We start from the raw sequence: 14,353 nt of genomic DNA on the forward strand, positions 1-14,353 counted from the left end.
CCTTATTGCACCGCAAACTGCTGACGGACCTTACGCATCAGTAAGAATAGCCATGGCCAAAGCACACCATTCACTACACTACTCCAGAACACTTCGGGTCTGAAAGAGACATTGATCACTAAAAACTCGGCCCAGAAAACAATAATATCCACGACCAGTGATAACAACATGACCACCAGCGCCTGTTGCCAGAGCGCGAGGTTACGGAATAGTTGGAATTTCAGCGCGACCAGATAAGCAATGATACTCATCGACAATGCGCGCACGCCAAGCGTGGAGCCGCTGATGAGATCCAGTATGGCACCCACCACAAACCCCGTGCCCACATTTACGCGATGCGGCAGCGCCAGGATCCAGTACAACAAGATGAGCAGTACCCAGTTTGGCCGGAAAACCAGAATATCGTCCGGCCAGGGCATGACTTGCAGCAACAGTGCAATAAGGAACGAGAGCCAAATCACCCAACGTCCCTGGCTACGATAGCTTGCCACTTACTGTCCTCCCGGCTTACGCGGAGCAGGTTGTGGCGGCGTGGTATCCGCAGACGCTGGAGTCACGCCTGTGGCGGGAGCTGGCACTGGCGCAGGCGGCCCCATGGCATCTGGTGCAGGCAGAACTTGCGGCATCATTTGCATCAGGCGTTCATTGGCAACGCGGTGCACTTCTTCTGGCGTCATCGGATTTGCGCCGTTACGATCGGCGCCCCACAACAGCAGCAGATAACGCAGACGCTGCAGACCCGCGGTCGGGCGTGCCTGAATCACGGTATAAGCGCGCTGAGTGTCCAGCTTAACGGAAGAAACAACACCAACCGGATAGCCTTCAGGGAAACGCCCCCCCAGACCCGAGGTAACCAGCACATCGCCAACGCGAATGTCGGTGTTGGCCGGCAGGTGTTCGAGCTGAAGATCGTCGGTGCAGCCGTTACCGGCAGCGATCACGCGGATATCGTTACGCAGTACCTGAATGGGCAGAGCATGCGTCGCATCGCAAATCAGCAGCACGCGGCTGGTCAGTTTAGCCACCGCTACGACCTGACCCACAACGCCTTTGTCGCTAATAACCGGCTGACCTTCGTAGACACCGTTAACGCTCCCTTTGTCGATCACCACCTGATCGCTGTAAGGGTCATTAACCGTTGAGATGACCTGCGTCACCATCTTTTGTTCGTCCTGACGCAGCGGCGATCCCAGCAGCTCACGCAAACGCGCGTTCTCCTGTTTATATTGCCCCAGCATCAGCAGTTCGCTGTTTTTCAGCAGCAGTTCCTGACGCAACGCCCGATTTTCAAGTTCGAGTTGGTCACGCGAAGCCAGCGTTTGCGAAACGCCGTCGAGTAATTCACGAGGACCATTTGAGATAAAGTAGAAAGGACTGACGGCGGTATCCATGTACGTTCGGATTTGACTAAACGTACCCAGGCGGCTGTCGGCAATAATAACGCCGAGCGCCACCAGCACCGCCAGAATAAGGCGAATCTGTAGCGACGGGCCACGGCTAAAAATTGGCTTCATAGTCTATGCGTATTCTCGTATCAGAGCGGAAGGGCAACCCGCGGGCTACCCTACCTGCATCCGATTACTCTTCGCTGAACAGGTCGCCGCCGTGCATATCGATCATTTCCAGCGCCTTGCCGCCACCGCGCGCCACGCAGGTCAGCGGATCTTCAGCAACAACAACTGGAATACCGGTTTCTTCCATTAACAGACGGTCAAGGTTACGCAGCAGAGCACCGCCACCGGTCAGTACCATGCCGCGTTCGGAGATGTCAGACGCCAGTTCTGGCGGACACTGTTCCAGTGCAACCATCACCGCGCTCACGATACCGGTCAGCGGTTCCTGCAGGGCTTCCAGAATCTCGTTGGAGTTCAGGGTAAAGCCGCGTGGAACACCTTCTGCCAGGTTACGGCCGCGAACTTCGATCTCGCGCACTTCGTCGCCCGGATAAGCGGAACCGATTTCGTGTTTAATACGTTCTGCGGTGGCTTCACCGATCAGAGAACCGTAGTTACGACGAACATAATTAATGATGGCTTCGTCGAAGCGGTCGCCGCCAATACGTACAGAAGAGGAGTAAACCACGCCGTTCAGGGAGATAACGGCAACTTCAGTTGTACCACCACCGATATCCACAACCATAGAACCGGTTGCTTCAGAAACTGGCAGACCCGCCCCGATCGCAGCCGCCATCGGCTCTTCGATCAGGAATACTTCACGGGCACCTGCGCCCTGGGCGGATTCACGGATCGCACGGCGTTCAACCTGAGTTGCTCCAACCGGTACACATACCAGTACGCGCGGGCTTGGGCGCATGAAGCTGTTGCTGTGCACTTGTTTGATAAAGTGCTGGAGCATTTTTTCAGTCACGAAGAAGTCAGCGATAACGCCGTCTTTCATTGGCCGAATGGCAGCGATATTGCCCGGTGTACGACCCAGCATCTGCTTCGCGTCATGGCCCACTGCGGCTACGCTTTTTGGCGAGCCGGCACGATCCTGACGAATGGCCACAACAGAAGGCTCATTCAATACGATGCCTTGTCCTTTTACATAAATAAGGGTATTCGCGGTACCCAGGTCAATGGACAGGTCATTGGAAAACATGCCACGAAATTTTTTCAACATACTAAGGGATAATCCTGAAAGCTGGGGCGGAAAACAAAATCCGCTTACTTTACCAACCACACGCAGCAGCGACAAGGCGCAAAAATCATCTGCTACGGTGAAAATTAGTGCAGTTCGTTTCCTTTGTTACAAAATCGGCCTGAGTCCATCAGGGCTGAATAAATCAGCAGCACTCCTCGCTTTTGTTTGCAACCTGTCAAAGGTCATTCACCTGCATGTTTGCTGTTACAACCTGGCGAGCAGACAAGCACACCCCCAGAAGGCACAGCGCGCATTATTCTACGTGAAAACGAATTAAACGGCAGGTTAAACCGAGTATCTTTGCGAATATTTTTTCACGTTAGTGTCAAGTGGCTGTGATGCGGCAAAAAAATCCCCTTGCCCACCCGCAACTCCGCGTTCCGTCAGCGTATGCCACTCGCTACGCGAACGAACGCCCGTGGCGTAAACCTGCGTTGGTGTTCCAGAACAAGCCTCCACCAGGCTTTGCACCAGGAGCTGGTTTTCGGTTCGCTTATCAATATTCCTCACCAGGCTTGGATGCAGCTTCAATAACTCAACGTTAAGCTCTTTGATCCAACTGGTGCTCACCAGCGTTAAACCCGCCTGCGTAACGGCAATTCGCACACCCAGCGCATTCATCAATCTGATGACGGGCTGTAACCGGCTGATATGTTGACAGACATCTGCCTCAGCAAGTTCAATAATTATGCGTTTGCGTAATGATTTTTCGCACTGCATCAGCGTATCACGTAGCCAGCGCTGAAAACGTGGGCGAATTAGCGATTCAACCGTTGTCTGCATCGCCAGGTTTTCCTGCGGCCAATAGCCCAACAGTAAGATCAGACGGCTGATTTGCAGACGGTCATATTCTTCAGCCAGGCCAAACTGCAGGACCATCGGCATATATTCCGCCGAAATAACCTCTTCGCTGCCATCAAAAATACGGCACATCAGCTCCCGGTGGTGCACCCGTCCTTCACGGGTTACCGCAGGCTTTTGATAAATTCTGGGTCCACCCCGGCTGAGCATCTGTTCGATCAGCGTTCGCCAGCGTACGTTACCCCGACCTTTTTCCGGTAGTGAGTCATCATAGACCGACCAACTGTTCCCACCCTGCAATACCGAGTTCCGCGTGGCGGCTTCGGCGTGATCCATCACTTGTTCCGTCGACTGACCGCTGCGGCAAACACAAATGCCAATATGAACCATATCGGCACGGTCGATCATTTTATTAGCCGGAAGCGCATCTACCGCTTTTAATAATTGCCCGGCAATACTTTCCGCCTCTTTCAGCGTGCGGTGTGGCAACAGGATGGCAAAATCGCTACGGTGGTAGCGCGCCAGCAACGCGCCCGGATAGCGCGTCATAAAAGTCGACAACAAATTGATTAGCGTTGAAATTTGTTCTTCCGCAAGGGTAATTCCCCAGCTATCGCGCAGCAGCGTAAAGTCCGGCAGGCGTACCATCATCACGACGCCATGCGATCCCACTTTTTCCTGATCTTCCAGCAGCGTTGCCAGTTGGTTATCAAAGAACAGGCGGTTGCTTAGCCCGGTTTTTGTATCCTGCGCCACATAGGAACGAATCAGCGTATCCAGTCGGCTACGTTGCTCGCGGGCACTTTGAATTTCGGTCAGCAGCATATCGAGCGCGCTACTGGTACGCGCAGGCCATTCATAGACCGTCCCCCGCACGTTCGGTCCACGTTCGCCGTTAAGAATGCGCGTTGAACGAATCTCCAGCAACTCTTGACCTGAAAGCTGACGCTGAAGCCAGCGCACAGACAAAAAGAGCATCAGTATAATGAAAGCAATCGCCAACGTGAGCGGCGCGGTAGTCATCAGCGAATGGAAATAGTTGCCCATTGGATCCTGATAAACCAGACGCAGCGACATGCCCGGGTGTTTGACCAACGGGACGGTGACATCACGATACAGATTGTTCGTCCCCGCCGGGCGGTAGCTGCTGGTTCTGGAGTGGTCATACACCACGTGTTCGCCCTGAAGCAGTTCGACGCGCACGATATCAACCGAAACCATCAGTTCATCGATTTGCGGGGTTAGCGCAACGACATCGCGGGAGACAAGGTGCGTATCAATCGCCGTCGCCACCGCCTGAACACGGGTGGTGAACTTATATTGAATCGCGTTATAGAAACTCAGCGAGCAGCCGATCAGAGTTACGAAGATCGTTAACCCTGTAAGCAGCGTCACAAAAGCTGAAAATTTCGTCGTTAATCGCATCCTTGTGTTAACTCCGACAGTTATGAAACAGGCATGAAAGTGATAAAGCGGCGCGAAAATGCAAAACTGAACGCAAAATCTGTCCATTTATACAAACAGTGTGGGCATACTACCAAATTAGGTATATCTGGCAATTTATTGCGCGGAATCGGCATCATGTTTTGATTAGCGAGTATAGTCTTCATTAATAATTTTCCAATCCACTATACGAATTGAGGACAGGTTATGCAGGCTTTGATCTTAGAACAGCAGGACGGAAAAACCCTCGCATCCGTTCAACCCCTCGACGAAAATCAGCTACCGGAAGGCGATGTGACGGTGGATGTCCACTGGTCAAGCCTGAACTATAAAGACGCCCTGGCTATCACCGGCAAGGGTAAAATCATTCGCAATTTTCCGATGATTCCTGGTATCGATTTCGCCGGTACCGTGCGCACAAGCGAAGATCCCCGTTTTCATGCCGGTCAGGAAGTTTTACTGACCGGCTGGGGCGTGGGTGAAAATCATTGGGGTGGACTGGCCGAACGCGCACGCGTGAGAGGCGACTGGCTGGTTGCGCTGCCACAAGGGCTGGACGGACGTAAAGCCATGGTCATCGGGACCGCTGGCTTTACCGCCATGCTGTGCGTCATGGCGCTTGAAGATGCAGGTATTCGCCCGCAAGACGGTGAGATTGTCGTCACCGGCGCCAGCGGCGGCGTGGGCAGCACGGCCGTGGCGTTACTGCATAAGCTGGGTTATCAGGTTGCGGCGGTTTCGGGTCGCGAAAGTACTCACGACTACCTGAAGAGCCTGGGCGCTAACCGTATCCTTAGCCGTGATGAATTTGCTGAATCTCGTCCGTTGGAAAAACAGCTGTGGGCTGGTGCGGTTGATACCGTTGGCGACAAAGTTCTGGCAAAAGTCCTGGCACAGATGAACTACGGTGGCTGCGTTGCCGCCTGCGGCCTGGCTGGCGGTTTCGCTCTGCCGACGACGGTGATGCCATTTATTCTGCGTAACGTTCGTTTGCAAGGGGTGGACTCGGTGATGACCCCGCCGGCACGCCGGGCAGAAGCCTGGGCGCGTCTGGTTAAGGAGCTGCCGGACTCTTTCTATGCTCAGGCCGCCACGGAGATTACGCTGGCGGATGCGCCGAAGTTTGCCGATGCCATCATCAATAACCAGGTGCAAGGTCGTACGCTGGTGAAGGTGAAGTAACAAGCTCTGGCGCAAAAATTTACACTTAATTAACGAAATTTCGCGGCATATCTACAGACTCCCTGCCATATTAACTACGCGTCCCCTGTCAGTTATGACGCGTAAGCCGGGAGTCTGTTATGAAGAAATTACGTCCATTTACAGAAGCCGACGTCACTGACGAGTCGGCTTTTTTTATGCAACGCCGCCAGGTACTGAAAGCATTAGGAATCAGCGCCGCCGCGTTGTCTTTCCCCCTCTCTGCGCAGGCTGACCTTCTTAGCTGGTTTAAGGGGAATGACCGCCCGCCCGCGCCCGCGGGTAAGCCGCTTGATTTCAGTAAACCCGCCGCCTGGCAAAATTCGCTTCCTTTAACGCCGGCGGATAAAGTTTCTGGCTACAACAACTTCTATGAGTTCGGTCTCGATAAAGCGGATCCGGCAGCCAATGCTGGCAGTCTGAAAACCGATCCGTGGACGTTAAAAATCAGTGGTGAGGTGGCAAAACCACTCACCCTCGATCACGATGCGCTGACCGCCCGTTTCCCACTGGAAGAACGGATTTACCGGATGCGCTGTGTGGAAGCCTGGTCAATGGTCGTGCCATGGATTGGTTTTCCGTTACATAAACTGCTGGCGCAGGTTGAACCCACCAGCAACGCAAAATATGTCGCCTTCGAAACGATCTACGCACCGGATGAGATGCCTGGACAAAAAGATCGCTTTATTGGCGGCGGGCTGAAGTATCCCTATATTGAAGGACTGCGTCTGGATGAAGCTATGCATCCACTCACTCTGCTTACCGTGGGGGTTTATGGAAAAGCTCTTCCCCCACAAAATGGCGCGCCCATTCGCTTAATTGTGCCGTGGAAATACGGATTTAAAGGCATTAAGTCGATCGTGAGTATTAAACTAACCCGCGAACGCCCCCCGACAACCTGGAACCTGGCCGCCCCCAATGAATATGGATTTTATGCCAACGTGAATCCACATGTCGATCACCCGCGCTGGTCCCAGGCTACTGAACGTTTTATTGGCGCAGGCGGTATTCTGGACGTTCAGCGCCAACCCACGCTGCTGTTTAACGGTTACGCCGACGAGGTCGCTTCGCTGTACCGTGGTCTTAATCTGCAGGAGAATTTTTAAGTGCGCCTGACTGCAAAGCACATTACCGGACTGAAAGTTTGCCTGCATCTTGCCGGCTTTTTACCGTTTGTCTGGCTATTTTGGGCGGTGAATCACGGTGGTCTGAGCGCAGACCCGGTCAAAGATATCCAGCACTTTACCGGTAGGACAGCTCTGAAATTCTTGCTGGCGACCTTGCTGGTCTCTCCCCTCGCGCGCTACGCTAAACAGCCATTATTGATACGCACACGGCGCCTGTTAGGGCTATGGTGTTTCGCCTGGGCAACGTTGCATTTAACCAGCTACGCACTCCTGGAACTGGGCATTCATAATCTGGCGCTGTTAGGACGGGAATTAATCACGCGACCTTATTTGATGCTGGGCATTACCAGTTGGGGCATATTATTCGCCCTCACGTTAACCTCCACCCAGTCGGCTCAGCGAAAACTGGGCAAAAATTGGCAGTATTTGCACAACTTCGTCTATCTTGTGGCGATCCTGGCACCCATACATTATCTGTGGTCGGTAAAAATTATCTCCCCTCAACCGATTATTTATGCAGCACTCGCTGTGGTGTTGTTAGCCTGCCGTTACAAGAAGTTTCGCCAGTGGTGGCGGTAGTTTCACGTTATGTGCAGTGCGTTACAAAATGTGGACGATCCGATTTTCTTTACATGTTAACGGTTGATTATCTTCCCTGATAAGACCAGTATTTAGCTGCCAATTGCTACGAAATAGTTATAATGTGCGACTTTGCTATCCCCGGTAGCGTTTTTAGAGCGCTGAAAGGGTGACATTCGCATGTTGAAGGTATATTTTGTCTTTTACCCGAAAATGGCAGAAGATAGCCGCACAATGACTAACAAGTCTGGCAATCTCACTTAATGGCAACCGCACCCAGTGCAATGCCTGAGATGCGTGGCATCTTGTCACTCACTGTTATAAAAATGCTATACAGACGGCGGTAAAACGCTTGTCACAATCTCACTAAACAAAGAGTACGGAACCCACTCATGGATATTCGTAAGATTAAAAAACTGATCGAGCTGGTTGAAGAATCAGGCATCTCCGAACTGGAAATTTCTGAAGGCGAAGAGTCTGTACGCATCAGCCGTGCGGCGCCAGCTGCAAGTTTTCCAATGATGCAACAGGCTTATGCTGCACCAGTGATGCAGCAGCCAGCTCTGTCTAACGCTGTCGCACAAACTGCCTCTCCAAGTATGGAAGCTCCGGCAGCAGCGGAAATCAGTGGTCACATCGTACGCTCCCCAATGGTTGGTACGTTCTACCGCACCCCGAGCCCAGATGCGAAAGCGTTCATCGAAATCGGCCAGAAAGTGAATGCGGGCGATACCCTGTGCATCGTTGAAGCCATGAAAATGATGAACCAGATCGAAGCCGACAAATCCGGCGTAGTGAAAGCGATTCTGGTAGAAAGCGGTCAACCGGTAGAATTTGACGAGCCGCTGGTCGTCATCGAATAACGAGGCGAACATGTTGGATAAAATTGTTATCGCCAACCGCGGTGAGATCGCCCTGCGTATTCTGCGTGCCTGTAAAGAGCTGGGCATCAAGACTGTCGCTGTGCATTCAAGCGCGGATCGCGATTTAAAACACGTATTGCTGGCGGATGAGACGGTCTGTATTGGCCCGGCTCCGTCCGTAAAAAGCTATCTGAACATCCCGGCTATCATTAGCGCTGCTGAAATCACCGGCGCAGTGGCAATTCACCCGGGCTATGGCTTCCTCTCTGAGAATGCCAACTTTGCTGAACAGGTAGAACGTTCCGGCTTTATCTTCATCGGCCCGAAAGCCGACACCATCCGCCTGATGGGCGACAAAGTGTCCGCAATTACCGCGATGAAGAAAGCTGGCGTACCAACAGTCCCAGGCTCTGACGGCCCGCTGGGCGACGACATGGACGCTAACCGCGCTCATGCGAAGCGCATCGGTTATCCAGTTATTATCAAAGCCTCCGGCGGCGGCGGCGGTCGCGGTATGCGCGTCGTGCGCAGCGATGCCGAACTGGCACAATCCATCTCCATGACCAAAGCGGAAGCGAAAGCGGCTTTCAACAACGACATGGTTTACATGGAGAAGTACCTGGAAAACCCACGCCACATCGAAATTCAGGTGCTGGCGGACGGTCAAGGTAACGCGATTTATCTGGCAGAACGTGACTGCTCCATGCAGCGTCGTCACCAGAAAGTCGTCGAAGAAGCACCAGCACCGGGCATTACTCCGGAACTGCGTCGCTACATCGGCGAGCGTTGCGCCAAAGCGTGCGTTGATATCGGCTATCGCGGGGCAGGTACTTTCGAGTTCCTGTTCGAAAACGGCGAGTTCTACTTCATTGAAATGAACACCCGTATTCAGGTTGAACACCCGGTAACCGAAATGATCACCGGCGTTGACCTGATCAAAGAGCAGCTGCGCATCGCTGCGGGACAACCGCTGTCCATCAAGCAGGATGAAGTTGTGGTTAAAGGCCATGCGGTAGAATGCCGTATCAACGCCGAAGACCCGAACACCTTCCTGCCAAGCCCGGGTAAAATCACACGTTTCCACGCACCGGGTGGCTTTGGTGTGCGCTGGGAGTCTCATATTTACGCAGGCTACACCGTACCTCCGTACTATGACTCAATGATCGGTAAGCTGATCTGCTATGGCGAAAATCGCGACGTAGCAATCGCCCGTATGAAAAACGCGTTGCAGGAACTGATCATCGACGGTATCAAAACCAACGTTGATCTGCAGATCCGCATCATGAATGACGAGCATTTCCAGCACGGTGGAACCAATATCCACTATCTGGAGAAAAAACTCGGACTTCAGGAAAAGTAAGCGTGCGTTAACTGAAAAGGCCGGAAATTCCGGCCTTTTGTTTTTCTCCCCTCCCGCACGTGCCATAAGGTACAATCCCCGCTTTCTTTATCCACAAGGGACAAAAAATGGACGCTCGTTTTGTTCAGGCCCATAAAGAGGCGCGCTGGGCGCTGTGGCTGACCCTTTTATATCTTGCCACATGGTTAGTGGCCGCTTACTTACCAGATTCCACGCTCGGTTTTACCGGCTTACCACACTGGTTCGAAATGGCCTGCCTGCTAACGCCGCTGGTTTTCATCGTGCTGTGCTGGGCGATGGTGAAGTTTATCTATCGCGACATTCCGTTGGAGGATGACGATGCAGCTTGAAGTTATTTTGCCGCTGGTCGCCTATCTGTTGGTGGTCTTCGGTCTTTCCGTTTACGCCATGCGTAAGAGATCGACCGGCACTTTCCTGAATGAATATTTCCTCGGCAGCCGCTCGATGGGCGGGGTCGTATTAGCCATGACGCTAACGGCAACCTACATTAGCGCCAGCTCGTTTATTGGCGGTCCTGGCGCCGCTTACAAATACGGGCTGGGATGGGTGCTGCTGGCGATGATCCAGTTGCCCGCCGTTTGGCTTTCTCTGGGGATTCTTGGTAAGAAATTCGCGATTCTGGCGCGCCGTTATAATGCCGTTACCCTCAACGATATGCTGTTTGCCCGCTACCAGAGTCGCCTGCTTGTGTGGCTGGCAAGCCTTAGCCTGCTGGTCGCGTTTGTCGGAGCAATGACCGTACAGTTTATTGGCGGCGCACGTTTGCTTGAAACCGCTGCAGGTATACCTTACGAAACCGGTTTGCTTATTTTTGGCGTCAGTATCGCATTGTATACGGCGTTCGGCGGTTTTCGCGCCAGCGTACTGAACGACACCATGCAGGGTATGGTGATGCTGATTGGTACTATTGTTCTGCTGGTCGGCGTCGTTCATGCTGCCGGTGGCCTCAGCAATGCGGTGGTAACCCTGCAAACTATCGACCCTAAACTGGTCTCGCCGCAAGGCGCGGATGACATTCTGTCACCCACGTTCATGACCTCATTCTGGGTACTGGTGTGCTTTGGCGTAATTGGGCTGCCGCATACAGCAGTACGCTGCATCTCTTATAAAGACAGCAAAGCTGTACACCGCGGCATTATCATCGGCACCATCGTAGTGGCAATCCTGATGTTTGGTATGCATCTGGCGGGTGCGTTGGGGCGTGCGGTGATCCCTGATCTGACAGTGCCGGATCTGGTTATCCCTACGCTGATGGTCAAAGTGTTGCCGCCGGTAGCTGCTGGGATCTTCCTCGCGGCCCCCATGGCCGCGATCATGTCGACGATCAATGCCCAATTGCTGCAAAGTTCCGCTACGATCATTAAGGATCTTTACCTGAACCTGCGTCCGGAACAGCTGAAAAACGAAACCCGGCTGAAGCTCATGTCGGCAGTAATTACCCTATTGCTCGGCGCGTTACTGCTACTGGCCGCCTGGAAACCGCCAGAGATGATTATCTGGCTTAACCTGCTGGCGTTTGGCGGGCTGGAAGCTGTCTTCCTGTGGCCGCTGGTACTGGGCCTGTACTGGGAGCGGGCAAACGCCGCGGGCGCTTTGAGCGCGATGATTATCGGCGGCGTTCTTTATGCCGTACTCGCTACATTTAACATTCAGTACCTGGGTTTCCACCCGATTGTGCCCTCGTTACTGATAAGCTTGCTGGCTTTCCTGATCGGCAACCGTTTCGGTTCTGCCGTCCCGCAAGCCGCCATATTGACTACTGATAAATAAAAGAGTTTTGCCATGCCATGGATCCAACTGAAACTGAACACGACCGGTGCCAACGCTGAAGAGTTGAGCGATGCGCTGATGGAAGCGGGCTCCGTTTCCATTACTTTCCAGGACACGCATGATACGCCGGTATTTGAGCCTCTGCCGGGCGAGACTCGCCTGTGGGGAGATACCGACGTTATCGGCTTGTTCGATGCAGAAACCGACATGAAAGAAGTGGTTGCCATCCTGGAGCAGCATCCGCTGCTGGGTGCAGGCTTCGCGCATAAAATCGAACAGCTCGAAGACAAAGACTGGGAACGCGAATGGATGGATAACTTCCACCCGATGCGCTTTGGTGAACGTTTGTGGATTTGCCCAAGCTGGCGCGATGTCCCGGATGAGAATGCCGTCAACGTGATGCTGGACCCGGGTCTGGCGTTTGGTACCGGCACTCACCCCACCACCTCCCTATGCCTGCAATGGCTGGACGGTCTCGATCTAAACGGCAAAACCGTCATCGACTTCGGCTGCGGCTCCGGCATTCTTGCCATTGCGGCACTGAAGCTGGGTGCGGCAAAAGCCATCGGCGTAGACATCGATCCGCAAGCAATTCAGGCCAGCCGTGATAACGCCCAGCGTAATGGCGTTTCTGAGCGTCTGGAGCTCTATCTGCCGAAAGACCAGCCAGAGGCGATGAAAGCCGACGTGGTGGTCGCAAACATCCTCGCAGGCCCATTACGTGAACTGGCACCGTTAATCAGCGTACTGCCCGTTGAGGGCGGTTTACTGGGGCTTTCTGGCATTCTTGCCAGCCAGGCGGAAAGCGTCTGTGAGGCCTATGCCGAACTCTTTACGCTCGATCCGGTTATCGAGAAAGAAGAGTGGTGCCGCATTACCGGTCAGAAAAAATAATCCCCTCTCGTTACCGTTGGTAACGCAATAATCGCTCTTTTTTTCGCAAAAGGATTTGCGGAAATGAGAGCGAGATCGCATTACAAAGCCACTATTTGCTCACAAAACAGCTTTTTATCCTGATAACCTGAGGCTGACCGTAATAAAAAAAGAGAAGTTTTCGGAATTTATAAACGGATGAAAAATTAGCACAACCACGTATCAAACTGATTATTAAAGATTTTAATTTGAAACTGTGTACTTAACCAGCAATTCATTGATCCACCTCAGTGGATTGGTCAAAGTTTGGCCTTTCATCTCGTGCGAAAAATGCGTAATATACGCCGCCTTGCAGTCACAGTATGGTCATTTCTTAACTCATGCGCATCGGACAATACCAGCTCAGAAATCGCCTGATCGCAGCACCTATGGCTGGCATCACTGACAGACCATTCAGGACGCTGTGCTATGAGATGGGAGCAGGATTGACGGTATCCGAGATGATGTCTTCTAACCCGCAGGTTTGGGAAAGTGACAAGTCTCGTTTACGGATGGTGCACGTTGATGAGCCAGGAATTCGCACGGTGCAAATTGCCGGTAGCGACCCTGTTGAGATGGCCGATGCCGCACGTATTAACGTGGAAAGCGGCGCCCAGATTATTGATATCAATATGGGGTGTCCGGCTAAAAAAGTGAATCGCAAGCTCGCAGGTTCAGCCCTCTTGCAGTACCCGGATCTAGTGAAATCAATACTAACCGAGGTCGTCAATGCAGTGGACGTTCCTGTCACACTCAAGATTCGCACCGGCTGGGCTCCGGAACACCGTAACTGCGTAGAGATTGCCCAACTGGCTGAAGACTGTGGCATTCAGGCTCTGACCATTCATGGACGCACCCGCGCCTGTTTGTTCAATGGAGATGCTGAGTACGACAGTATTCGGGCAGTTAAGCAGAAAGTTTCCATTCCGATTATCGCGAATGGCGACATTACTGACCCGCATAAAGCCAGAGCTGTACTCGACTATACGGGGGCGGATGCCCTGATGATAGGACGTGCAGCTCAGGGAAGACCCTGGATCTTTCGGGAAATCCAGCATTATCTGGACACTGGGGAGCTGCTGCCCCCGCTGCCTCTGGCAGAGGTGAAGCGCTTGCTTTGTGCGCACGTTCGGGAACTGCACGACTTTTATGGTCAGGCAAAAGGGTACCGAATTGCGCGTAAACACGTATCCTGGTATCTCCAGGAACACGCTCCGGATGACCAGTTTCGGCGCACATTCAACGCCATTGAAGATTCCAGCGAACAGCTGGCGGCGTTGGAGGCATACTTCGAAAATTTTGCGTAAACAGAAATAAAGAGCTGACAGAACTATGTTCGAACAACGCGTAAATTCTGACGTACTGACCGTTTCTACCGTTAACTCTCAGGATCAGGTAACTCAAAAGCCCCTGCGTGACTCGGTTAAACAGGCACTGAAGAACTATTTTGCTCAATTGAATGGTCAGGATGTTAACGATCTCTATGAGCTGGTACTGGCTGAAGTAGAACAGCCCCTGTTGGACATGGTGATGCAATACACCCGCGGTAACCAGACCCGTGCTGCCCTGATGATGGGCATCAACCGTGGTACGCTGCGTAAAAAACTGAAAAAATACGGCATGAACTGATACTA

At 52.8% G+C, this 14,353-nt stretch carries 14 protein-coding genes; 10 read left to right on the forward strand and 4 right to left on the reverse strand.

What is annotated here, in order from left to right:
* Positions 1–2 precede the first annotated feature (2 nt).
* From mreD to csrD, 4 genes are all read right to left on the reverse strand, one after another.
* The gene (gene mreD, locus GPJ68_RS22585) at positions 3–491 is read right to left on the reverse strand and encodes a rod shape-determining protein MreD (RefSeq protein WP_003025196.1); all 489 of its coding nucleotides are present in this window, start codon (positions 489–491) and stop codon (positions 3–5) included.
* Positions 492–1,514, reverse strand: a complete 1,023-nt coding sequence (gene mreC, locus GPJ68_RS22590) for a rod shape-determining protein MreC (RefSeq protein ID WP_049283194.1) — start codon at positions 1,512–1,514, stop codon at positions 492–494. It abuts the gene before it with no gap.
* A gap of 64 nt (positions 1,515–1,578) precedes the next feature.
* Positions 1,579–2,622, reverse strand: a complete 1,044-nt coding sequence (gene mreB / locus GPJ68_RS22595) for a rod shape-determining protein MreB (RefSeq protein WP_000913396.1) — start codon at positions 2,620–2,622, stop codon at positions 1,579–1,581.
* A gap of 306 nt (positions 2,623–2,928) precedes the next feature.
* On the reverse strand, positions 2,929–4,869 hold the full coding sequence (csrD, locus tag GPJ68_RS22600; protein WP_016154717.1) for an RNase E specificity factor CsrD: 1,941 nt from the start codon (positions 4,867–4,869) through the stop codon (positions 2,929–2,931).
* Between the two features lie 225 nt (positions 4,870–5,094).
* Between csrD and GPJ68_RS22605 the strand changes: the two genes are divergently transcribed.
* The 10 genes from GPJ68_RS22605 to fis all read left to right on the forward strand — a co-directional run bounded on the left by GPJ68_RS22605 (position 5,095) and on the right by fis (position 14,348).
* A complete protein-coding gene (locus GPJ68_RS22605) occupies positions 5,095–6,069 on the forward strand; it encodes an MDR family oxidoreductase (RefSeq protein WP_075848818.1) in 975 nt (324 codons plus the stop codon).
* 119 nt (positions 6,070–6,188) lie between these two features.
* Complete coding sequence (gene msrP / locus GPJ68_RS22610; protein WP_046275076.1) at positions 6,189–7,193, forward strand: protein-methionine-sulfoxide reductase catalytic subunit MsrP; 1,005 nt, start codon at positions 6,189–6,191, stop codon at positions 7,191–7,193.
* The gene (msrQ, locus tag GPJ68_RS22615) at positions 7,194–7,793 is read left to right on the forward strand and encodes a protein-methionine-sulfoxide reductase heme-binding subunit MsrQ (RefSeq protein ID WP_103284294.1); all 600 of its coding nucleotides are present in this window, start codon (positions 7,194–7,196) and stop codon (positions 7,791–7,793) included.
* Between the two features lie 392 nt (positions 7,794–8,185).
* The gene (accB, locus tag GPJ68_RS22620) at positions 8,186–8,656 is read left to right on the forward strand and encodes an acetyl-CoA carboxylase biotin carboxyl carrier protein (protein ID WP_003025210.1); all 471 of its coding nucleotides are present in this window, start codon (positions 8,186–8,188) and stop codon (positions 8,654–8,656) included.
* A gap of 10 nt (positions 8,657–8,666) precedes the next feature.
* Positions 8,667–10,016, forward strand: a complete 1,350-nt coding sequence (gene accC, locus GPJ68_RS22625; protein ID WP_003828838.1) for an acetyl-CoA carboxylase biotin carboxylase subunit — start codon at positions 8,667–8,669, stop codon at positions 10,014–10,016.
* Positions 10,017–10,123: 107 nt separating this feature from the next.
* Positions 10,124–10,366, forward strand: a complete 243-nt coding sequence (locus GPJ68_RS22630) for a YhdT family protein (protein ID WP_016154721.1) — start codon at positions 10,124–10,126, stop codon at positions 10,364–10,366.
* Complete coding sequence (gene panF, locus GPJ68_RS22635) at positions 10,356–11,807, forward strand: sodium/pantothenate symporter (protein ID WP_180837008.1); 1,452 nt, start codon at positions 10,356–10,358, stop codon at positions 11,805–11,807. Before GPJ68_RS22630 ends, panF begins: the two co-directional genes overlap by 11 nt.
* 12 nt (positions 11,808–11,819) lie before the next feature.
* Positions 11,820–12,701: a 50S ribosomal protein L11 methyltransferase gene (gene prmA / locus GPJ68_RS22640; RefSeq protein WP_016154723.1), complete on the forward strand. Its 882-nt coding sequence runs from the start codon at positions 11,820–11,822 to the stop codon at positions 12,699–12,701.
* Positions 12,702–13,060: 359 nt separating this feature from the next.
* Positions 13,061–14,026: a tRNA dihydrouridine synthase DusB gene (gene dusB, locus GPJ68_RS22645; protein WP_003025224.1), complete on the forward strand. Its 966-nt coding sequence runs from the start codon at positions 13,061–13,063 to the stop codon at positions 14,024–14,026.
* A 25-nt stretch (positions 14,027–14,051) separates the two neighbouring features.
* A complete protein-coding gene (gene fis, locus GPJ68_RS22650; protein WP_000462905.1) occupies positions 14,052–14,348 on the forward strand; it encodes a DNA-binding transcriptional regulator Fis in 297 nt (98 codons plus the stop codon).
* The last annotated feature ends 5 nt before the right edge of the window (positions 14,349–14,353 follow it).

This window comes from Citrobacter sp. 172116965 (assembly GCF_013458095.1).
GTDB lineage: Bacteria > Pseudomonadota > Gammaproteobacteria > Enterobacterales > Enterobacteriaceae > Citrobacter > Citrobacter braakii.